General features: G+C 67.9%; 18 protein-coding genes. 10 read left to right on the top strand and 8 right to left on the bottom strand.

From position 1 onward, the window contains the following. The first annotated feature begins 32 nt into the window (after positions 1 to 32). Positions 33 to 593, top strand: a complete 561-nt coding sequence (locus ACWPN7_RS30720; protein WP_349620064.1) for a hypothetical protein — start codon at positions 33 to 35, stop codon at positions 591 to 593. A 197-nt stretch (positions 594 to 790) separates the two neighbouring features. Beyond that, on the top strand, positions 791 to 1,258 hold the full coding sequence (locus ACWPN7_RS30715) for a DUF4112 domain-containing protein (protein WP_103040354.1): 468 nt from the start codon (positions 791 to 793) through the stop codon (positions 1,256 to 1,258). A gap of 24 nt (positions 1,259 to 1,282) precedes the next feature. Here ACWPN7_RS30715 and ACWPN7_RS30710 read toward each other — a convergent pair whose 3' ends face one another. After that, the gene (locus ACWPN7_RS30710; protein ID WP_459197108.1) at positions 1,283 to 2,008 is read right to left on the bottom strand and encodes a pyridoxamine 5'-phosphate oxidase family protein; all 726 of its coding nucleotides are present in this window, start codon (positions 2,006 to 2,008) and stop codon (positions 1,283 to 1,285) included. A 100-nt stretch (positions 2,009 to 2,108) separates the two neighbouring features. Here ACWPN7_RS30710 and pdxR point away from each other — a divergent pair, with 100 nt between their 5' ends. From pdxR to ACWPN7_RS30685, 5 genes are all read left to right on the top strand, one after another. Beyond that, complete coding sequence (gene pdxR, locus ACWPN7_RS30705) at positions 2,109 to 3,554, top strand: MocR-like pyridoxine biosynthesis transcription factor PdxR (protein WP_456510844.1); 1,446 nt, start codon at positions 2,109 to 2,111, stop codon at positions 3,552 to 3,554. Between the two features lie 157 nt (positions 3,555 to 3,711). Then, positions 3,712 to 5,202: a glycosyltransferase family 61 protein gene (locus ACWPN7_RS30700; protein WP_459197109.1), complete on the top strand. Its 1,491-nt coding sequence runs from the start codon at positions 3,712 to 3,714 to the stop codon at positions 5,200 to 5,202. Between the two features lie 348 nt (positions 5,203 to 5,550). Beyond that, positions 5,551 to 7,326 carry an N-acetylglutaminylglutamine amidotransferase gene (locus ACWPN7_RS30695; RefSeq protein WP_459197110.1) on the top strand — a complete coding sequence of 592 codons (1,776 nt, stop codon included), beginning with the start codon at positions 5,551 to 5,553 and terminating at the stop codon, positions 7,324 to 7,326. Between the two features lie 7 nt (positions 7,327 to 7,333). Next, positions 7,334 to 9,115, top strand: coding sequence for an N-acetylglutaminylglutamine synthetase (gene ngg / locus ACWPN7_RS30690; RefSeq protein WP_459197111.1), 1,782 nt, complete (start codon positions 7,334 to 7,336; stop codon positions 9,113 to 9,115). 31 nt (positions 9,116 to 9,146) lie between these two features. Then, positions 9,147 to 10,295, top strand: a complete 1,149-nt coding sequence (locus tag ACWPN7_RS30685) for an osmoprotectant NAGGN system M42 family peptidase (RefSeq protein ID WP_459197112.1) — start codon at positions 9,147 to 9,149, stop codon at positions 10,293 to 10,295. Between the two features lie 160 nt (positions 10,296 to 10,455). Here the strand turns inward: ACWPN7_RS30685 and ACWPN7_RS30680 are convergent, their stop codons facing one another. From ACWPN7_RS30680 to ACWPN7_RS30655, 6 genes are all read right to left on the bottom strand, one after another. Then, positions 10,456 to 11,709 carry an MFS transporter gene (locus ACWPN7_RS30680; RefSeq protein ID WP_459197113.1) on the bottom strand — a complete coding sequence of 418 codons (1,254 nt, stop codon included), beginning with the start codon at positions 11,707 to 11,709 and terminating at the stop codon, positions 10,456 to 10,458. A gap of 228 nt (positions 11,710 to 11,937) precedes the next feature. Continuing rightward, positions 11,938 to 13,749 carry a carbon starvation CstA family protein gene (locus ACWPN7_RS30675; protein ID WP_035679491.1) on the bottom strand — a complete coding sequence of 604 codons (1,812 nt, stop codon included), beginning with the start codon at positions 13,747 to 13,749 and terminating at the stop codon, positions 11,938 to 11,940. A 263-nt stretch (positions 13,750 to 14,012) separates the two neighbouring features. Beyond that, the gene (gene btsR, locus ACWPN7_RS30670; RefSeq protein ID WP_014241759.1) at positions 14,013 to 14,732 is read right to left on the bottom strand and encodes a two-component system response regulator BtsR; all 720 of its coding nucleotides are present in this window, start codon (positions 14,730 to 14,732) and stop codon (positions 14,013 to 14,015) included. Beyond that, on the bottom strand, positions 14,729 to 16,438 hold the full coding sequence (locus ACWPN7_RS30665) for a LytS/YhcK type 5TM receptor domain-containing protein (protein WP_459197114.1): 1,710 nt from the start codon (positions 16,436 to 16,438) through the stop codon (positions 14,729 to 14,731). The genes btsR and ACWPN7_RS30665 overlap by 4 nt, the downstream gene beginning before the upstream one ends. Positions 16,439 to 16,560: 122 nt before the next feature. Then, entirely contained in the window at positions 16,561 to 16,971 is a 411-nt protein-coding gene (locus tag ACWPN7_RS30660) for a hypothetical protein (protein ID WP_492273657.1), read from the bottom strand. 137 nt (positions 16,972 to 17,108) lie between these two features. Beyond that, positions 17,109 to 17,621 (bottom strand): septal ring lytic transglycosylase RlpA family protein, encoded by a 513-nt coding sequence (locus ACWPN7_RS30655; RefSeq protein WP_459197115.1) that lies wholly within the window; start codon positions 17,619 to 17,621, stop codon positions 17,109 to 17,111. Between the two features lie 576 nt (positions 17,622 to 18,197). On the opposite strand from ACWPN7_RS30655, the gene ACWPN7_RS30650 reads away from it, so the two are divergent. The 3 genes from ACWPN7_RS30650 to ACWPN7_RS30640 all read left to right on the top strand — a co-directional run bounded on the left by ACWPN7_RS30650 (position 18,198) and on the right by ACWPN7_RS30640 (position 20,902). Beyond that, positions 18,198 to 19,541 carry a reprolysin-like metallopeptidase gene (locus tag ACWPN7_RS30650; protein ID WP_459197116.1) on the top strand — a complete coding sequence of 448 codons (1,344 nt, stop codon included), beginning with the start codon at positions 18,198 to 18,200 and terminating at the stop codon, positions 19,539 to 19,541. A gap of 107 nt (positions 19,542 to 19,648) precedes the next feature. After that, positions 19,649 to 20,005: a Lin0512 family protein gene (locus tag ACWPN7_RS30645; protein ID WP_014241764.1), complete on the top strand. Its 357-nt coding sequence runs from the start codon at positions 19,649 to 19,651 to the stop codon at positions 20,003 to 20,005. 75 nt (positions 20,006 to 20,080) lie between these two features. Next, positions 20,081 to 20,902, top strand: coding sequence for a hypothetical protein (locus ACWPN7_RS30640; RefSeq protein WP_459197117.1), 822 nt, complete (start codon positions 20,081 to 20,083; stop codon positions 20,900 to 20,902). 24 nt (positions 20,903 to 20,926) lie between these two features. Here the strand turns inward: ACWPN7_RS30640 and ACWPN7_RS30635 are convergent, their stop codons facing one another. Continuing rightward, entirely contained in the window at positions 20,927 to 21,187 is a 261-nt protein-coding gene (locus ACWPN7_RS30635; protein ID WP_451995518.1) for a hypothetical protein, read from the bottom strand. Positions 21,188 to 21,281: the final 94 nt, after the last annotated feature.

Raw genomic sequence — 21,281 nt, 5'->3', positions numbered from 1 at the left:
TACGAACAAAGAACCGGTGGGGGAGCGCGGCCATGGTGATGCTGACCGAACAGTTCGTCATCGACTATCTGCTGTTCGCCGCCGTCCTGCTCACCGTCACCTGTTCCCTGCTCGGCAGTTTCTTTCTAAGCGCGCTCAGCCGCCAGACGGGGGCGCTGTCCCGCCTGCTGCTGTGGGGCGTTCCGGCGACCCTGCTCAGCACCGCCCTGTGGTCGCTCGCCATGCCCGCGAACGAGGCGCTGGTCGTCGGGGTCGCCACCGCCGGGGCAACGCTCATCGGGCAGCATCTCCTGCCCTTCGGCCCGGTCGGCGCGCGCGGGGTCTGGTCATGGGAGGCGCTGCTGTTCCGCTGCCTGTCCTGGACCGGGCGCACCGCCCTCATGCTCGCCCCCGCCGTGTGGCTCGGCGGCATGCCGTCCTGGATCCTGTGGTTTGCCCTGGCCGGCCCGATGAACGCGGCCATCTTCGCCCTGTGCCAGTTGCGCGGCACCAACCCCGCGCTGCGCCGGTCGGTGGAGCAGGGGGATGTCCTGTGGGGCGGGGCCCAGGGGGCGGTTCTGGGCGGTCTGCCGGCCTTCCTGATGCTTTTGTGACCGGTCTGCAAAAACCGGGGATGAATCCACCGTACTCATACAAAAATATACCGGGTGGGTCTTGCGTGGGCGGGACGACCGGGCCATCTGTGCGGGACTGGCTCCGGGCCCCTCTGGCGGTCCACTTGGTACGGACCGCGATGTCGGAGCCCTTCACTTGAGCGGACGGCGCAGCCGTCCCCTTCTGGAGGGTCCGTATGACCGCTACCTCTTTTTCTTCGTTCCGTTACGGTTCCGCCTACGGCGAGACTGCGCATTTCGCGGCGCGCCAGCGGCTGGAATGGCTGGCGCGGATGATGGACAGCGCCGTCCGCGTGCCGGGCACCAACATCACCTTCGGCGCCGACGCGGTATTGGGTCTCGTGCCCGGCTTCGGCAACCTCGCCACCACGGCGGTCTCCGGCTATCTCATTCGCGAGGCCTGGAGGCTCGGCGTGCCGCGCGGCAAGCTGCTGCGCATGGTCGGCAACGTGGCGATGGACAGCCTGATCAGCGCCGTTCCGGTCGCCGGCAACATCGCCGACGTGTTCTGGAAGGCCAACCGCAAGAATATGGCGATCCTGGCCGAGCATCTGGACGGCCAGCCCCCACAGGGCGATCGGACGCACCGTCGCCGCCGCTCGGCGCCCTACACCATCGACGGCGAGTGGCGCCGGACGCGGTGACCCCGGACGCGGAGAAGGGGCGCGTTACTCCCCGCCGAACCTGATGCGGTGGTTTTCCAGCATCAGCTCGTCCAGCCGGCGGCCGGCGGTAAAACCCGCCAGCCCCGGCGGGACCGGCGTATCGGCGGGAAGCCGCGGGCAAAGCTCGGCGGCGCCGATCACCTGAACCACCGGGTAGCGGGCCGTGTAGATGGGCAGGTCCATGTCCTCCCCCTCATCGGACAGGCCCTTGCCCCGGACCTTGGCGCTCGCCTCCTCGATTTCCATGCCGACGACCATAGTCGCCTTGATCTCCTGCGCCGTGCTGACCCGCAGGTCGGCGCTGCGCCCCGGATAGAAGCGGTCGACCATGGCGTCGAGCGCGCGGGCCTTGGCCTCCGGCTCCTCGACGATGCGCGCGGTGCCGAAGCACATGGCGGACCGGTAGTCTGCCGAATGGTTGAACCCGCTGCGGGCGAGCACGAGGCTGTCGAGATGCGTGACGGTCAGGCAGACCGGCAGGCCGTCGCGCTGCGCCCGCAGCATCCGGCTGGCCGAGGACCCGTGCCAATAAAGATGCTCCCCCTCCCGCCAGAAGGCCGTGGGCGTGCAGTAGGGCTGCCCGTCGATCACGTAGGCGATGTGCGCGATCATCGCGCCGTCGAGGATGGCGTGAACCGATTCGCGGTCGTAGCGGCCCCGCTCGTGCAGGCGCTTCACGCGGTTGCGGTCGGTGACGGGATAGCGGTCGGACGGAACGGCCTCGGACATCGCGGAACTCTCTTCGCGGCGGTGGACAACGGCGCCATTAGAGCCTAGCCATTGGTCCGGCGTGAGAGCCAATTCCGACCTTGTCGACTGGACCAATCCGATGCCCGCCGATCTGTCCGACCTGATGCTTCTCCCCATCGACCGGACGGGCGGGGAACCGCTGCTGCGGCAGGTCTACGGCGCGCTGCGCCGGGCCATCCTGTCCGGCGCCCTGCCGCCCGGCGGAAAGCTGCCGCCGACGCGCGCCCTGGCCGAACGGCTCGGCGTCGCCCGCAACACGGTGGTCGTCGCCTATGAGCAGCTTCTGGCCGAGGGGTTCATCGAGGGGCGCGTCGGGGCGGGCAGCTTCGTGTCCCGCGATCTGCCGGACGGGCTGGAGATTCCGCCACCGGAGCCGTCGCGCCGCGTCCCTTCCCCGCCGCCATCGGCCAGCCCCTTCGGCACCCTCCCCTTCAGCACGGGGCGTTGCGCGCTGGACGAGCGCAGCTTGCGGATCTGGCGCAGCCTGACCCTGCGGCATCTGCAACGGCCCGACCCGGAGATGCTCGGCTATGGCGAGCCCGGCGGGCCGGCGGCGCTGCGGGAGGCCATCGCCCGTTATCTCCAGAGCGCGCGGGCGGTGCGCTGCGAGCCCGAGCAGGTGGTGATCACGGCCGGCGCCCAGCAGGCCATCGACCTTGTGCTGCGGGTGCTGCTGCGGCCCGGCGATCCGGTGTGGCTGGAAGACCCCTGCTACCCCGCGGTGCGCGCCGCGCTGGAGGCGGCACGGGCGCGCGTCGTGCCGGTGCCCGTCGATGGGCAGGGCATGGCGGTGGCGGCGGGCGTCGCCACGGCGCCGGACGCCCGGCTGGCCTATGTCACTCCGTCCTCCCACTACCCGCTGGGCGTGGTGCTGTCGATGGCGCGGCGGATGGAGCTTCTGGCCTGGGCGCGCACGGCCGGTGCCTGGGTGCTGGAGGACGATTACGACAGCGAGTTCCGCTACGCAGGCCGTCCGCTCGCCTCGCTCCAGGGGATCGACGGCGGTGGGCGGGTGATCTATGTGGGCACCTTCAGCAAGGTCCTGTTTCCCGGCCTGCGGCTCGGCTACGCCGTCCTGCCGCCCGAGCTGTTGGACCCCGTGCTCACGATGCGCCGCTTGACCGACTGGCACCCGGCGACGCTCTACACCGGCGTGGTGACGGATTTCCTGAACGACGGTCATTTCGGCCCGCATCTGCGCCGCATGCGCCGCCGCTACACGGCTGCGCGGGACGCGCTGGCCGACGCCATCAGCGCCCATCTCTCCCCCTGGATGGAGGCGGAGGTGCCGGAGCAGGGCATGAAGCTGATCGCCCGGCTGCGCCCCGGCCTGTCGGACCGCGACGTGGAGGCGGTGGCGGCCCGGCGTGGCATTGCCGTCCGCCCGGTCAGCCCGATGCACATCGCCGCTCCGCCGTTGCAGGCGCTGATGCTGGGCTTCACCGGCCACGAGCCGGGCGCCCTGCGCCACGCCGCAAGCGAGTTGGGCAGGATTCTGGCGATAACCGTCCCCGAATGCGATTAGACGTCTAATGGGAATCGCACTCACCTTCCGTGTCCGTCGTCGGGCATGGATTGCCGATGGACGCTGCGATCCCGAATCGCGTGGTGGTATGGTTCAGCGGCCGCTCTGCAAGGCGCGGTCGACGAAAAGCGCATGAGCCAGTCCGGACGACACCGACGTGCTGAACACGCCCACAACCGCCCCCGCCGCCCCAGCGCCGAACGCCGAGGTGCGGGTCGATTATGATGACGAGGGTTTTGCCGGCTGGGTGGTCAGCAGCGCCGGCCCTTATGCCCCCGTCTGGTGTCAGGTGGAGATCGACGGGCAGCACCGGGCGTCGATCCGCGCCGATGAGTTCGTCCCGTTCATCGGCGAGCATCACAACGGCCATTGCTGCCTGAATTTCTCATACCGGGTTCCGGCCTATTTGCGCGACGGCCGGGCGCATCGCGTCCAACTGACATTCACGTTCGTCCAGGACGGCACGACCGTTCGATGCGGCCTGCCGGTCACGGTGCGGACGTTCGGTGCCGCGTCACGCCATCCTCAGGCCGGCTATTCCGTTTGCCGCGCCCAGGATGTGATGGCGGTTCCCGCCGACATCGTGGAGGCCGAAGCCTGGACCTCCCCCGTTCCCGCGATCCTGTTTCCGGAGGGGCCGATCCGGCGCGTTTGGCGGCTCTGCCGGGACGCCGACGGCACAGTCCTGTCCGGCTTCCCCCACGCGGAGATCGTCACGCACCCGCCGGCCCTGTCCTTTCTGACCGACGTCCATGTCCGCCGCTCCACCGGCGCCGTCTATGTTCCCGGCCACGGCGTGTGGCAGGATTCCTGTTACCTGTCCGACAGCCGGCGCATCCGGGAGGATTTGGAACGGCTGGAGCGCGGCGATCTCGACGTCCCGCTCATCGAGAGGCCGGTGCTGCTGGCCTCCACCGCGCTGAACCGGAACTACTTTCACTGGGTCATGGACATCCTGGCGGGGGTGCATGCCTGCGCCCGCCTCCTCGGTCCGCCACCGCCGCTGCTCACCCCGCCCTTGGCGTCCTGGCAGGCGGACTCCCTCCGGCTCCTGATGGGTGAGGTGACCTACGCGACGCCCGCCGAGGAAGCCGATCCATCATCCGATCTCGTCCGGTGCCGCCGTCTGATCGTGCCATCGCAGCTTGGCGGGGTCGGGCTTTTCCCGGACGGAACCGTGACCGATCTGTTCGCGACCCTGCGCGGCCGCGTCGCCCACGACCCGCAGGCGCGCCGCCAGATTTTCATCAGCCGGCGCGACAGCGATTGCCCGCGCATCACCAACGAGGCGGCGCTGGCGGTGACGCTGGAGCGGCTCGGAATCGAGACGGTGGTGCTCGGTGAGCGGTCCTTCCTCGAACAAATTCGTCTGTTCAAGGAGGCCGAACTGGTGGTCGGCGCCCATGGGGCGGGCTTGGTCAACGGCGGATTCTGCGCGCCGGGGACCTGGATGGTGGAGATCCGAAGCAGCAACTACCTCAACCCCTGCTTCTACCATCTCAGCGGTGTGTGCGGATTGTCCTACGCCAGCCATGTCGAAACCGTTCCCCATCGTGAGGATGGGGCGGAAAACGCGGCCTCCTTCGAGGTCGACATCGAACGGATGGTGGGCCTCCTGCACCGCCTGCCCGTAAGTTGCGTTTCCTGACTTCCACGCCCGCTTTTCCTGTTTGGCTTCGCACATCAGGCGAATAAAGAGGCGTTCGGGGTAGCCTCAAATACACTCCCACCTCCGAATCGTTCTCGCCCGCCGCGCACTGTGTTTTTCCGGGCCATGGGGCGGATGGCGCCAGAAGCGGTAGCCCAATTGGGCCCGATCGCGGAGCGCCCTGCCCGGCCGTTCGTTGCCCCCTACCCCGGATAACCCCTGCAAGGCAGGCCCCAACCTTGCGACGATCAAGCTGCACGCCTGTTGAGAGGTGGCGCCGGTCCTTCGCCGTTTCGCTGCGTTTTTTGCCGGCGTCCAGTCCATTCGAATACGGAGATATTTCTTACAATGTGCGGCATCAGCGGGGAAATCCGCTTCGATTCTTGCCCGGCCTCCGCGTCCGCGGTCGGCTCGATGACCGAAGCCCTGGCGTTGCGCGGCCCCGACGGGCAAGGCGTCTTCGCCCATGGCCGGATGGCCTTCGGTCACCGGCGGCTGAGCATTATCGACCTGTCCGAGGCGGCGCAGCAGCCGATGACCGACCCGGAACTGGGCCTCGGCATCGTCTTCAACGGCTGCATCTACAATTACCCGGAACTGCGGGCGGAGCTGGAGGCCAAGGGCTACCGCTTCTTCTCGCACGGCGACACCGAAGTTCTGCTGAAAGCCTATCACGCCTGGGGCCGCCGCTTCGTCGAGCGGCTCTACGGCATGTTCGCCTTCGCCATCTGGGAGCGCGACAGCGGGCGCGTCACACTGGGCCGCGACCGGCTGGGCATCAAGCCGCTCTACCTGTCCGAAACGGCGGGGCGGCTGCGCTTCGCCTCCACCCTGCCCGCCCTGCTGGCCGGCGGCGACATCGACACCGCCATCGACCCGGTGGGGCTCTACCAGTACATGAGCTTCCACGCCGTCGTCCCGGCGCCGGGGACCATCCTGAAGGGCGTGCGCAAGCTGCCGCCGGCCACCCTGCTGACGCTGGAGCCGGACGGGCGCCGCATTGAGGAAACCTATTGGGAGCCGGTCTTCGGCCCGCAGCCCGGCGATGAGCGGATGTCGGAGGGCGACTGGCAGGACGCCGTGCTGTCCACGCTGCGCAAGGCGGTGGAACGGCGTCTGGTCGCCGACGTGCCGGTCGGCGTGCTGTTGTCGGGCGGGTTGGACAGCTCGGTCATCGTCGCCCTGCTGGCGGAGGCCGGGCAGACCGGCCTGCAGACCTTCTCCATCGGCTTCGAGACGGTGGGCCAGGAGAAGGGCGACGAGTTCCAGTATTCCGACCTGATCGCCCAGCGCTTCCAGACCGACCACCACAAGCTGTTCATTGACAGCAACCGCGCCCTGCCCGCCCTTCAGGACTGCGTGCGGGCGATGTCGGAACCGATGGTCAGCCACGACGCCATCGGCTTCTTCCTGCTGTCGCAGGAGGTCGCCAAGCATGTGAAGGTGGTGCAGAGCGGCCAGGGCGCCGACGAGATCTTCGCGGGCTACCACTGGTACCCGCCGATGATGGAGACGGCGGACCCGCTGTCCACCTACGCCAAGGTCTTCTTCGACCGCAACCGCGCGGAGATGGCCGAGGCGCTGAACCCGCAGTATCTGGCCGACGAGGACGCGGCGAGCGCCTTCGTCGCCGCCCATTTCGCCCGGCCCGGCGCCGACCGTCCGGTGGACAAGGCGCTGCGCCTCGACACCACGGTCATGCTGGTCGACGACCCGGTGAAGCGGGTCGACAACATGACCATGGCCTGGGGGCTGGAGGGGCGCGTGCCCTTCCTCGATCACGATCTGGTCGAGCTGGCCGCCCGCGTCCCGCCGGAGTTGAAGGTGCGCGACGGCGGCAAATACGTGCTGAAGGAGGCGGCGCGCAAGGTCGTCCCCTCCGAGGTCATCGACCGGCCCAAAGGCTATTTCCCCGTTCCGGCGCTGAAGTACCTGCGCGGTCCCTATCTGGAGCTGGTGCGCGACGTGCTGAACCAGCCCGCCGCGCGGGAGCGTGCGCTGTTCCAGCCGGCATATCTCGACCGGCTGTTCAGCGATCCGGAAACCCACATCACGCCGCTTCGCGGTTCGAAGCTCTGGCAGGCCGCCCTGCTGGAGTTCTGGCTGCAAACCCACGGGATCTGAACACCGCATGATGACGATGCAGAATCGCACCCAGACGCCTTTCCGGATCGAACGCGCCCTGGTCTCCGCCCTGATGGACGAGGACTCGCCGCGCCCGAACCGCCGGACGGGGGCGGGGCATCCCGGAGCGGAAAAGGGGCCGACGCCGCGCGCGGTGGTGAATTGCGGCTGGGGCCGCCTGCTGTTCGCCAACACCTTTCCCGACGTCGGCGAACTGATCGCGGCGATGCGCCAGGAGGGGCCGGGGCGGCGCGACATCGCGCTGTATCTGGAGGACCCCCACGTGGCGCTGTCCCAGGCGCCGACCGAGCTGTTCCTCGACCCCTCCCACACCTACCGCCTGCGGCTGGCCGGCTTCCGGCCGGGTGGCGAGACGCGGGGCTTCGCCATCGAAAAGCTGCGCGGCCGCCAGGATGTCGATGCCGTGAACCGCATCTACGGCGCCCGCGGCATGGTCACCATGGACCCGGAATTCTGCTGGTCGGAGCGCGACAGCCGCGTGCTGACCCACCTGATCGCCACCGATCCGGTCAGCGGGGCGGTCATCGGTTCGGTCACCGGGGTGGACCATGTCCGCGCCTTCAAGGACCCGCAGAACGGTTCCTCCCTGTGGTGTCTGGCGGTCGATCCGCAAGCGGCCTATCCCGGCATCGGCGAAGCGCTGGTCCGCGCGCTGGCCGAGCATTTCAAGGACCGCGGGCGCAGCTTCATGGACCTGTCGGTCCTGCACGACAACGCCAACGCCATCGCGCTCTATGAAAAGCTGGGCTTCCGGCGGGTGCCTGTCTTCGCGCTGAAAACCAAGAACCCGATCAACGAGAAGCTGTTCGCCGGCCCGGCGGTGGAGGCCAGCCTCAACCCCTACGCCATGATCATCATCAACGAGGCCCGGCGCCGCGGCATCGGGGTGGAGGTGGTGGACGCGGAGTCCAACCTGTTCCGCCTCAGCTTCGGCGGGCGCAGCATCCTGTGCCGCGAAAGCCTCAGCGAGCTGACCTCGGCGGTGGCGCTGTTCCGTTGCGACGACAAGGCGGTGACCCGGCGCACGCTGCTGCGCGCCGGCCTGTCGGTGCCGGACCAGATGACCGCGGACGGCATGGATGACAACGCCGCCTTCCTGGAGCGCCACGGCAGCGTCGTGGTGAAGCCCGCCCGCGGCGAGCAGGGCCAGGGCATCACCGTGGACGTGCGCGACGCGGAGACGCTGGCCTGGGCGGTGTCCAAGGCGAAGAAAATCTGCGACACGGTGCTGCTGGAGCAGTTCGTGCAGGGCCAGGACGTGCGCATCCTGGTCATCGACTACCGTGTGGTCGCCGCCGCGGTGCGCCGTCCGGCGGAAATCGTCGGCACCGGCGAGCGGACGATTTCACAGCTGATCGAGGCGCAGAGCCGCCGCCGCGCCGCCGCCACCGGCGGGGAAAGCCGCATCCCGATGGACGAGGAGACGGAACGTTGCGTGCGGGACGCCGGTTTCTCCATGGACTCGGTCCTTCCGGAGGGGCAGACGCTGGCCGTGCGCAAGACGGCCAACCTGCACACGGGCGGCACGCTGCACGACATCACCGACCGTCTGCACCACCGCGTGGTGGAGGCGGCGGTGGAAGCGGCGCGCGCTCTCGACATTCCGGTGGTCGGCCTGGATCTGCTGATCCCCGACCTGCTGGGGTCCGACTACGCGATCATCGAGGCGAACGAGCGGCCCGGTCTTGCCAACCACGAACCGCAGCCGACCGCCGAACGCTTCCTTGATCTTCTCTTCCCCTACTCCGCGGTCGATCCGCGGGCGTGACCGTTCAGGAGGTGGTATGGAGCAGGCAGCCTTGACGCGGACCGGAATCGTCCGGCCGGTCATCGACATGGACTATCTGACGGGCCTTCTCCGCCGCCTGCTGGAGATCCCGAGCCCGACCGGATACACCGACCAGATCGTCCATTTCTGCGGCGACGAGCTGCACCGGTTGGGCATCCCCTTCGAACTGACCCGGCGCGGCGCCATCCGCGCCGATCTGGCGGGGCGCCAGTACAGCCCCGACCGCGCCGTGGTCGCCCATCTCGACACGCTGGGCGCCCAGGTAAAGATGCTGAAGCCGAACGGCCGGCTGGAGGTCGTGCCCATCGGCACTTGGTCGGCGCGCTTCGCCGAGGGGGCGCGCTGCACCGTCTACACCGACAAGGGCAGCTACCGCGGCACCATTCTGCCGCTGAAGGCGTCCGGCCACACCTTCAACGAGGAGATCGACACCCAGCCGGTGGCCTGGACCAACCTGGAGATCCGGGTGGACGCCCGTTGCGAGACTCTGGCGGAATTGCAGGTCCACGGATTCAACGTCGGCGACTTCGTGGCCATCGACCCGCAGGCGGAATTCGACGCCAGCGGCTTCATCAACTCCCGCCATCTCGACGACAAGGCCGGGGTGGCGGTGATCTTCGCCGCCGCCAAGGCCGTGCTGGACGCCAAGCTGCCGCTGCCGGTGGACTGCCATCTGCTGCTGACCATCTCCGAGGAGGTCGGGTCCGGCGCCTCGTCGGTGTTGCACAAGGACGTGGCGGAGATGGTGACCATCGACAACGGCACCACCGCCATGGGGCAGAACAGCCGCGAGTTCGGCGTGACCGTCGCCATGGCCGACAGCACCGGCCCCTTCGACTATCACCTGACGCACAAGCTGCTGTCGCTGTGCCAGCAGCACAATATCGAGCACCAGCGCGACGTCTTCCGCTATTACCGCTGCGACAGCGCCGCCGCCATCGAGGCCGGCAACGACATCCGCACGGCGCTGGTCTGCTTCGGCATCGACAGCTCCCACGGCTACGAGCGCATCCACGCGGACTCGCTGCGCTCGCTGGCCGAGTTGATCGCGCTCTACATGCAGAGCGACGTGGCAATCCCGCGCGACCGCGTCGGCATGGGCCCGATGGGCGCCTTCCCCTGGCAGCCCACGGCACCGGCGAAGGTTACGGAGGAATAGGCCCTCTCCCGCCCCGGGAGAGGGTGGCGCCGTAGGCGCCGGGTGAGGGTAAATCCAAGGATCAAGACGCTGATTCCCGGCAGTACCCTCACCCTTCCCGCACTTTGTGCGGGCCCCTTCCCTCTCCCGGGGCGGGAGAGGGCCTCTGCCGCAAATTCCCTCAATCCCCAGCCGCCAACTCCGGCCGGGGCGGACCCAGCGGGTCGAGCGGGGTGACGGTCGGCGTCGTCTGGGGCAGCGGGCGGAAGCTCGCCTGCGCCTCGGCGGGCGGCGGCGGGCGCATTCGCGTGCGCCACAGGCCATAGAGCGTCGCCGAGCCCGCCCCCGCCGCGATGAAGCCGAACAGCGCTTCCGGCCCCGCGAAGCCCATGGCGGCAGAGGCCAGCGGCGGCCCGATGATCGCTCCCACCGAGTTGGCAAGGATCAACCCGCCGCTGACCGACACCACGTTGTCCGGGCCGGCATGGTCGTTGGTGTGGGCGGCGCAGACCGGGTAGAGCGTGAAGGCCAGCCCGCCGAACAGCGGCGCCACCAGCAGCAGAGTCTCCTGCCGCCCGCTGCCGTCCGCCAGGATCATGCCGACGCTGACCAGCGCCAGCGCCGCCGACAGGCCGATGATGACAGCGCGCCGGTCGAAGCGGTCGGACAACCGTCCCAGCGGCCATTGCAGCGCCACCCCGCCCAGGATCAGGGTGCTCATGAACAGCGCCGTCCCCGACACCCCGAAGCCGGAGGCCGCGCCGAACACCGGGGCGAGGCCGTAGATGGAGCCGGTGACCGTCCCGCTGATGAAGACGCCGACCACGCCCAGCGGCGACGCCTCGTACAGCCGCCGCAGGCCGTAGGATTCCACGTTGGGCAGGGTCGGCGGCGTGGTCCGGGTCAGCGCCACCGGCACCAGGGCGAGCGTCAGCAGGATGGCGATCAGCATGAAGATGCGAACGCCCGCCTCGTCGTCCAGCTGCAACAGCTGTTGGCCCACCGCCGAGGCGGCGTAGAGCGTGACCATGTAGAACGACAGGATCTGCCCGCGCGTCTCGTTGTTGGCGGTGCCGTTCAGCCAGCTTTCGATGCAGATGTAGAGGCCGGCCATGCAGAAGCCCTCGGCCAGCCGCAGCACGGTCCACAGCGGCACCGCGGCGAACAGGGCGTGCGACAGCGCCGCCGCCGACAGGACGGAGGCGAAGGCGGCGAAGGCGCGGATGTGGCCGACCCGCGTGATAACGCGGTGGGCGAACAGGGAGCCGCCGGTCAGTCCGGTGTAGAAGGCGGCGGTGATCAGGCCGACCGCGACCGCTCCGGATTCCGTGCCGGCCAGCCGCAGGCCGATGAGCGTGCTGAGCGCGCCGTTGCCCAGCATCAGGAATGCGACCCCGAGCAGGAGCGAAAGTACCGACCGTGCAACCTGCGGCATGTGTCCGACCACCCGTTCCATCCACGAAAAACCGGCGCCGCAGCCCGGAGGCCACGGCGCCGGCCCTTGGATGGCACCCGCCGGATGGCGAATCAACCCTTGTAATTCGTGGAATCGGGGCCGTCCCAGCCATTCCACAGAAATGCAGAAGAGGTACCGCTGGGGGAGCAGCGATACCTCTTCCGGTTGAGCGCTTGGTCGTCTCCGGGCGGCTTGCCCGGTGTCCGGCTATTCCGCCGGGGTGGCGATCAGCGTCTCAGGCAGGGTGTCCTTGCGGATGCGCAGGAGTTCCTTCCACTTCTTGAGGGCGGCAATCAGGATCACGAAGCCCAGCGACAGCATGATGATCGAGATGCCGGCGTTGAAGACGTTGTAGCCCTTGGCCAGCGGGTTCAGATAGACGTTGGTGATCATCCAGTAGCCAGCGTAGTTCACCGTCACGAACAGGTAGGCCAGCGGGACGAGGCAGGTCAGCATGTAGACCCGTTTCTGGCCGAGGCGCAGGATGATCGTGGCGCCGATGATCAGGCCGACCGAGGCCATGAGCTGGTTCGACACCCCGAACAGCGCCCACACCGAGTTGATGTCGCCCGACGTCAGCAGGTAGCCCCAGGCCACGCAGGCCAGCACGCTCGCGGCGATCGAACCGGGGACCCAGTCGAGACGCTTCAGCGGGGCATAGAGGTCGCCACCCAGGTCCTGGATCAGATAGCGGGCCACGCGGGTGCCGCTGTCAACGGCGGTCAGGATGAACACCGCCTCGAACATCACGACGAACTGGAAGAAGTAGGAGGCCAGCGTGCCGAACCACGGGATGCGGGTGAAGATTTCCGTCATGCCGACGGCCAGGGTCACCGCACCGCCGGTGCGGCCGTAGAGGTCGAGACCGATTTCCTGGCTGAGCCGCGGCAGATCGACGACCTGCATGTTCAGGGCCTGGAAGGCGGCGGGGGAGGAGTTGATGGCGAAATAGTCGGCCGGGTGCAGGGAGGTGGCGGCGATCAGCGCCATGACGCCGACCACGCATTCCGCCAGCATGCCGCCGAAGGCCACGGTGCGGATGTCGCTCCATTTGTCGATCAGCTTCGGCGTGGTGCCCGAGCCGATGAAGGCGTGGAAGCCGGAGATGGCGCCGCAGGCGATGGTGATCGAGATGAACGGCCACACCGGGCCGGCCAGCACCGGGCCGCCGCCATGGATGAAGTCGGTGAGCGCGGGGAAGCGGATTTCCGGGTTGATGAAGACGACGCCGACGACGAGCGCGCCGAACACGCCGATCTTCATGAAGCTCGACAGGTAGCCGCGCGGGGTCAGCAGCATCCACACCGGCAGCGCCGTGGCGAAGAAGGCGTAGATCGGCAGGATCAGCGCGACCGTCTCGGCGTGCAGCGTCAGCCAGCTGCCCAGCACCGTGCCCTGGATGTAGGGGCCGGCGAAGACGGAGGCGGCGATGGCGGCGATGCCGACCTGGGTGGCGCCCTTGGACGAGCCGGTGATCTTCTCGTAGAGGCCGAGCGCCACGGCGATCGGGATCGTCATGAAGACCGCGAAGGCGCCCCAGGCGTTGCGTTCCAGCGCATGGACGACGACCATCGACAGGCCGGCCATGGTGATGGTGATGATGAACAGCATCGCCAGACCGGTGCACCAGCCGGCGACCGGGCCGAGCTCGGCCTTGGCGACCTCCGACAGGGACTGGCCCTTGTGCTTCATCGAGGCGAACAGCACGACCGTGTCGTGCACCGCGCCGCCGATGACGCAGCCGATCAGCAGCCACAGGAAGCTCGGCAGATAGCCGAACTGCGCGGCCAGCACGGGGCCGACCAGCGGGCCGGCGGCGGCGATCGCCGCGAAATGCTGGCCGGCGTTCACCCACTTCTTGGTGGGAACATAGTTTCGCCCGTCGGCCAGGATGTGGGACGGCGTCACCTCGGAATCATCGGCACGGAGCACCTTGCGCACAAAGAACACGCCGTAGAAGCGGTAGCAGAGGGCGAGGATGCAGAGTGTCGCGATCACAAATGTTAGGGCGTGATCCATGACAGCTCTCCTTGGAAGGAACTGCCGTCACGGTAGGCCGGGTTTCATCCTCCGTGTGGTGCACTCCCCGGAGCGGCGCCATGGCGTGGCGAGCGGTCGGAATGCGGGGGTGAGCGGTGGGGGGCTTCCTAACCCTCTCCCCTCCGGGGAGAGGGTGGCCCGAAGGGCCGGTGAGGGGGACTTGCATGTCGGTGCGTCCGGCACAAGCGCAACCCCCTCACCCTAACCCTCTCCCCAGAGGGGAGAGGAAACAACAAGGATATTCACCCGATGCCCAGCCGCTCCTTCAGCGGGCCGAGGAAGCGGCGGCTGACCGGAATGCTCTGGCCGCCGAGCGTCTGGATTTCCGCCAATCCATTGTCGATCAGGCGGATTTCCCGGATGCGGTCGGGGTTGACCAGATATTGCCGATGGCAGCGCACCAGCGGCGTGCGCTCCTGCAAGGTCAGCAGGGTCAACTCGGTGAAGCGCTCTTCCCCATCGGCGCCGACGACGAAGACGCCGCTCGCCTTGGAGGCCACGCATTCCACCTCGTCGAGCTTCAGCAGGGAGATGCGGTTGTGGCCGGTGCAGGGGATCAGCCGCAGCGGGGCGGCGTCCTTCAGCACGGCGAGGTCCTGCGGCGCCCGCTCGCGGCGCAGCCGTTGCAGCGTCTTGGCCAGCCGGGCCGGGTCCGCCGGCTTCAGCAGATAGTCGAAGGCGTGCTCCTCGAAGGCCTGGACGGCGTATTCGTCGTGGGCGGTCAGGAAGACGATGCGGGGCATCCGCTCCGGATCGAGCATGCTCAGCATCTCCAGCCCGCTGACGCGCGGCATCTGGATGTCGAGGAAGACCACGTCGGGCGGCTGGCGGTTGATGGCGCCGATGGCCTCGATGGCGTTGGCGCATTCCCCGGCGACCTGGAGGTCGGGGAACTCCTCCAGAAGGCGCCGCAGCTCCTCGCGGGCCAGCGGCTCGTCGTCCACGATCAGGACGGTCATCATGGCGCGGTCTCCGCAACGGCAGGGATGTCCAGGGGAAGGCGCAGGGTGATGCGGGTGAAGACGTCGGCCTCGCAGGCGACATCCACCCCGTAGCCGTCGCCGAAGCGGTTGCGGACGCGGCGGTCCACGATGGACATGCCGAGCCCGTCACCGCCCGGCTTCTCCTCGTAGAGGCCGGCGTTGTCCTCCACCGCCAGCAGCAGGTCGCCGCCCTCCCGCTGGGCCGCGATGCGGACGTGGCCGGGGCCGAGAAGCTGCGAGGTGCCGTGCTTGATGGCGTTCTCCACCAGCGGCTGGAGCAGGAAGGCCGGCAGCCGGGCGTGGCGCAGCGCGTCGGGCACGTCGATCTCCACCGACAGGCGCCCGGTGAAGCGCGCCAGCTCGATCTGGAGATAGGCGCTGACATGCTCCACCTCGTCGGCGACCGTGGCCTCCTGGCTGGGGCGCTTCAGGTTCTTGCGGAAGAAGACCGACAGGCTCTGCACGAGCTGGCGCGCCCGCTCCGGATCGTTGCGGATGACCGCGGAGATGGTGTTCAGCGCGTTGAACAGGAAATGCGGGTTCACCTGGGCGTGCAGCAGCTTGATCTCCGACTTGGCGAGCAGCGCCTTCTGCTGCTCGTAGCGCCCGGCGAGGATCTGGCTGGACAGTAGCCGGGCGATGCCCTCCCCCAGCGTGCGGTTGATGGTGGAGAACAGCTTGGTCTTCGGCTCGTACAGCTTCACGGTGCCGATCACCCGGTCGTCCTCCCCGACCAGCGGGATCACCAGCGAGGCGCCCAGCCGGCAGTTCGGGTGGATCGAGCATTTGTAGGAGACCAGATTGCCGTCGGCGTAAAGCACCTGGTTGTTGGCGATGGCCTGGTAGGTCTGGGGCGAGGTGATCGGTGTGCCCGGCAGATGGTGGTCGTCGCCGACGCCGATGAAGGCGAGCAGTTTCTCACGGTCGGTGATGGCGACGGCGCCGACGCCCGTCTCCTCGTAGATGATGCGGGCGACCCGCATGCTGTTCTCTTCGTTGAAGCCCTGGCGCAGCACGCCGTCGGCCCGCGCGGCGATCTTCAGCGCCTTGGCGGAGAAGGCGCTCGACTGCTTGTCGATCAGGGCACGGCGGTCCATCAGGATGCGCATGAACAGCCCCGCCCCCAGCGTGTTGGCGACGATCATCGGCAGGGCCACCACCTCGACCAGATGGACCGCCGCGGGGAAGGGCTTGGCCACCAGCAGGATGATCAGCATCTGGGCGATTTCCGCCACGAGGGTGACGGCGCCGACGCGCAGCGGGTCGAACAGCGGCTCGATGCGGCCCTGATTGACGAAGTGGCGGTGCACCAGACCGCCGATCAGCCCCTCCGTCACGGTGGAGATGGCGCAGGCCACCGCCGACATGCCGCCCAGCGAGTAGCGGTGCAGCCCGCCCGTGAAGCCGACCGCCAGCCCTACCGACGGCCCGCCCAGGATGCCGCTCAGCACGGCCCCGATGGCGCGGGTGTTGGCGATGGAATCGTCGATCTGCAACCCGAAATAGGTCCCCATGATGCAGAACATGGAGAAGATGACGTAGCAGGCCAGCTTGTGCGGCCAGCGCACGGTGAGGTGCATCACCGGCAGGAACAGCGGCGTCCGGCTCAGCATGTACGCGATGACCAGATACACGCACATCTGCTGGAGCAGCAGGAAGACGAGGCTGAGATGCTCGACGGTCATGGGGGCGGACGGCGGGTGGCGGACGGCGGGATTGCCGGCCCGCAGGCTACCCCCGCCCGTCCTGCCACGGTATGATTCCAATCAATGGATGTGGCCGGAGTCCCTGGACCGCTGCGATGGCTCTATGCGGCCAGCGCGGGGGCCTGCCGCACCGTTGCAGGCATGGTGCCGCTGTTGGCTGGCGGCAGGCGCAGGCGGCTCGCCAGCCCCTCCAGGGAGTTGTGCAGGCGGCGGCAGGGGGTGCCGTCCTCGCCCGGCTCGTAGATGCCGACGAAGGGGGCGCCCGGCTGGTTGGGGTCGAGATGCAGTTCGACGATGTGGGTGCGCGACGTGCAGCCACGGACCAGCGGATCGGCGGGGATCACCGTCCAGCCGCGCCGCAGGCAGCGCTCGGCCAGCCCTTCCAGATAGAGCGAGGCGGACGGAACGCGCTTCAGCGCCTTCAATTCGGCGATGAGCTGGCGGACGTTGTCCACCTGCTCCAGGAACAGGCCGGCGGCGTGATGCGTGTCGCGGATCACGAGTTTCAGCATGGGTTGGAACCTCCTCTGTGCGCACGGCCCCGTCACCCGCGGGGGCGCATCGGCGGCCTTCGCGGCGCCGCGTCCCTTGGGCGGAAGTCTGTGCGTTGTGTGTTCGGGTGGGAAGCGTCGGGCGTGACGCGGTTCCGTTATTCGGCGGCGCCCAGGTCCGTACCGGTCAAGTCCGTGCCGGTCAGATCCGGTTCGGGCCGTTCGGCGACCGTCACAGGCGGTTCGGACGCCGGTTTGCGGTCGGGGTACAGGGCGGCGACCATGCGCTCCAGCCGGTGCCGGAGGGAGCGGTTCGGCTGGTCGGAGGGCCGGGCCTCGACGCGGACGTTCACCACGCCGTCCTCGATCATGCCCAGTTCGCTGGCGGCCTTCCGGGAAAGGTCGATCACCCGCCCCTTCACGTAAGGGCCGCGGTCGTTGATCACGACTTCGACGCTGCGCCCGTTGTCGGCGTTGGTCACCGTCACCCGGCTGCCCAGCGGAAGCCGCCGGGACGCGGCGGTCAGCCGGTTCTGGCTGAATCGCTCCCCCGACGCCGTGGTCCGGCCGTGGAAGAAATCGGCGTAGTAGGACGCCTTCCCCTTGTGAACATAGACTGGTTCGATGTCCGGAACGTCGGGTGCCTCTTCGAACTCGATCTCCTGTGGCACCGGGTCCTGCGGCACTGGCGGGACGGAGGCGATCTGTGCACCGGTCGAGCATGCCCCAACAGAAACAGCACAGATGGCGAGCGCAACACAGCCATACCGCACTCTTTTTCTCCCCCGTTGTTGTTCTGCGGCAACGGTTGCGGAATCTCTCCATCCTGTCAATCCGCGAATCCACGCTTATCCTGTGACAGGATTGCGTCTTAATATTATTTAACGATTTTATTTTATGTTTGTCGTGCCTGTCACGGAGTGAGTCCTGATTTTTATTTATAACGACTGTCATCGTACCTGATCCTGAAATCCTCCCAATCATCCCAGGCGCAGACCCGGATGCCATCGCCACCCCGCGAAGATGCGGAGGGATATTCTCGGGATACCCGCAAGACACTGAAAATATGTGGAGAAAATTCACCCTTCCGGATTTGTGAATGCCCTCTGATCCATTGAACGGCACCTCCCCCTTCGTCATAAATACTGTCTGATTGGAAGACGAACGCCGACTGTTTTCGCCAAACTTCATCGAAATTCGGAACGAATTTAGCGAAACACTGGTCCACCCAGACGGAGCGCGCGGACATGAGCGAGTTTCGGATTCCCGGCGTTGGCGAAAGCGGGGACGGAATCGGCGACGGCCGGTCAACCTTCGATGATGACTTCCCGGCCCCGGCGATGGAGACAGCCGATTGGTCGACGGGCGGAACCGACAACCCGCTGTTCATCCGTGCCCTCGACAGCGGGTACCGCTGGGGCACACCGCTGAACGGCGCCGCAGCGGCACCCTACACGCTCACCTACGGCTGGGTGGTGGACGCCGGCTCTCGCTTTGCGCCCGGTTTCCGCCCCCTCAACGAAGTCGAAAAGGCCATGGCGTTGCGGGCCATGGGGGAGTGGAGCGCGGTCGCCAACATCGCGTTCGTGGAGTCGGCTGCGCCGATGACCGCCAACCTCCAGTTCCACATGAGCCAGTTGGACTCCTACGGTGCCGCTGGCATGGCCTATTATCCCAACCCGGCGGGCTCCTTCATCTACCTCGATCCCGAATCGGCGGGCTACCGGACCTATGTGCACGAGATCGGGCATACGCTGGGCCTGAAGCATCCCGGCGACTACAACGGCGGCGGCAGCGGGGCCCCGCCCTTCCTTCCCCCGTCCGAGGACAACCGGATCAACACGGTGATGTCCTATCACGGGGCTTGGCTCGGAGGGTTGGGCATCTACGACGTCGCCGCGATCCAGAACCTCTACGGTCCCAACCCCGCCGTGCGCGCGGGCGACGACCTGTATGTCCTGACACCGGACGCGCCGGGGCGCTACCTCTGGGACGGCGGGGGAAACGACACCCTCTCCGCGGCGGGCGCGGACCTTCCCGTCACCATCGACCTGACCGGCGGTTGGGGATGGTTCTCGGCGCAGGCGTCTTCGATCCTGGCCCCGAACCAGTTCTTCATCGGCCACGGCACCCGCATCGAATCCGTCATCGGGGGATCGGCGGGCGACCGGCTGACCGGCTCCGCCTTCGCCGATACGCTGGGGGGCGGGGCGGGTGACGATACGCTCGCCGGCGGGGCCGGTGACGATTTTCTGGACGGCAGCACGGGCTCCAATTTCCTGAGCGGCGGCGACGGCGTGGACACCTTCTTCATCGACGGACGGGGCCAGGGCCTCACATGGTCCACCGTCGCCGATCTGCAGCCGGAGGAATGGGCCATCGTCTGGGGCTGGACGGACGCCGTCTCACATCTGACCTGGGAGGATCTGGCGGGGGCGGCCGGCCATCAGGGGGTGACCGCGCAGATCGACTTCGACGGCAACGGCGGCACCGATCTCTTCCTGACCTTCGGCGGACTGGCGCCGGGCGGACTGGCCGCCACGCCCGGACAGATCGGGACGGACGGCTACCTTGCCTTTCGGATCGCCTGACCGGTTTCCGCAGTTTGAAAAAGCGGTGGCCCAGGGGCGGCGGCGGCGCCACTCTCGCGCATTCTGTGCGGAACCGACGCCCCAGGGACAAGGAGGAACTCGCGATCATGAAGCAGGTGATGTTCGTCGAACTCGGCATGGGTGCCGATCTGCATGGGCAGGACGTGACCAAGGCCGCCGTGCGGGCCGTGCGCAACGCCATCGAGCGCAACTCCATGCCGGGCATGCGGGCGCTCGTCGATGGCGACACCAGCCGGATGCAGGTCCGCGTCCATCTCGCTGTTCCGGCGGACGCCGACCGGCTGGACCTGGAGGCCGTCCGGGCCGTCTTCCCCTATGGACAGGTGTCCTTCAACGTGGTGTCCGGCGGCATGCTGGCGCCCAGCGGCATCTTCCTGGCCGACAAGAACGACCGCAACGAGATGATCTACATCGTCAACGCCGCGGTGGAGGTCGGCGTCTGAGATCGGGGGGCTGAGGTTCGGCCTGTTGAGTCCGGAGCGGTTGCCCCCGCCCCTTTTTCGTGCCAGCGTCGAGGCATGAAGCGTGCGCTCCGAACCGCCCTGATCGCCGTCGGCATCCTCGCCGGCGGCCTCGTCACCCTGACCGTGGGGGTGGTCGCCGCCCTGCCGGTGATCGCCGACCACATTCCGCTCGAACTCTCCCGAGTCGTGATGAGCGACGGGCGGCGGCAGGTGGAGATGCAGGGCATGGTCCATGTCGCCAAGCCGGATTTCTACAGCGGCATCGCCCAGCACATCGCGCAGCGGCGCCAGGAAGGCTGGCTGGTCTTCTACGAGGAGGTCCGTCCCGACGACGCCTCCAACCCCGCCGGGGTGGCCGACGTGCTGCGCCGGCTGGGGGCGGACTGGAATCCGGACAGCAAGCAGCATCCCTACGAGATGATGGCGAGCCTGCTCGGTGACGGGCTGGTGCTTCAGGACAACCGCGCCCTGATCGGCCCACCGGGGCCGGACGCCCGCAACGTCGACGTCACCCTGTCGCAGCTGCTGGCTGCCCTGCCCCCCGACGACCCGGACGACGCCGATCCGGAAACCATCGATCTGGCGCAACTCCGGGACGAGTACGACACGCTGCCGGGCTGGGTGCAGAGGCGCGTCCAGGCCGCCATCCGCATCATGCTGGCGACCACCGCGTCAGGCTCCATGGTGCGCGACGCCCTGCCGCCCGCGTTGACCACCCTGCGCGAGGACAAGGTGGTGGCGGCCATCAAGGCCGAACCGGACCGCAACATCCTGATCCTCTACGGTCAGGTGCACATCGGTCATATCCAGACCATGCTGAAGGAAGCTGACGCGCGGTGGCGGACGGTCTCGTCGCAGGCGATCCAGGCGTTCTGAACCGAGCGGGTCACCCGATGCGGATCACCAGATTTTGCGGGCGAGCTCCTCGCCGCGGGCGGTGAGTTCCTCGAAGCGGCGGCGGGCCACATCCTCGGCGTTCCAGTCGCCGGGGGCGACGACGGCTTCGGTGGCGTCCGGGCGATCCGGCGCGCTGGGACGGTTGCCCGACTCCCCGTGGAGACCGTAGACTTGGCCGTCGCGCGCTTCGATCACGGCATAGCGGCCGTCCCGCTCGACGAGCCGGAAGCTGCCATGTTCCGATACGGTCCGGACGTTGGGCATCGCACTTCTCCCTGGCGGTTCATGGTCCACGCCGTGAACAACCGCTGCGATGCCCATTTGTCGCATAGCAGCAATATAGCACTTTATGGGTGCA

The organism is Azospirillum sp. UENF 312511, assembly GCF_058780635.1.
Note: the sequence above shows the minus strand (reverse complement) of the source record. Positions and strands in the feature narration are given on the sequence as shown.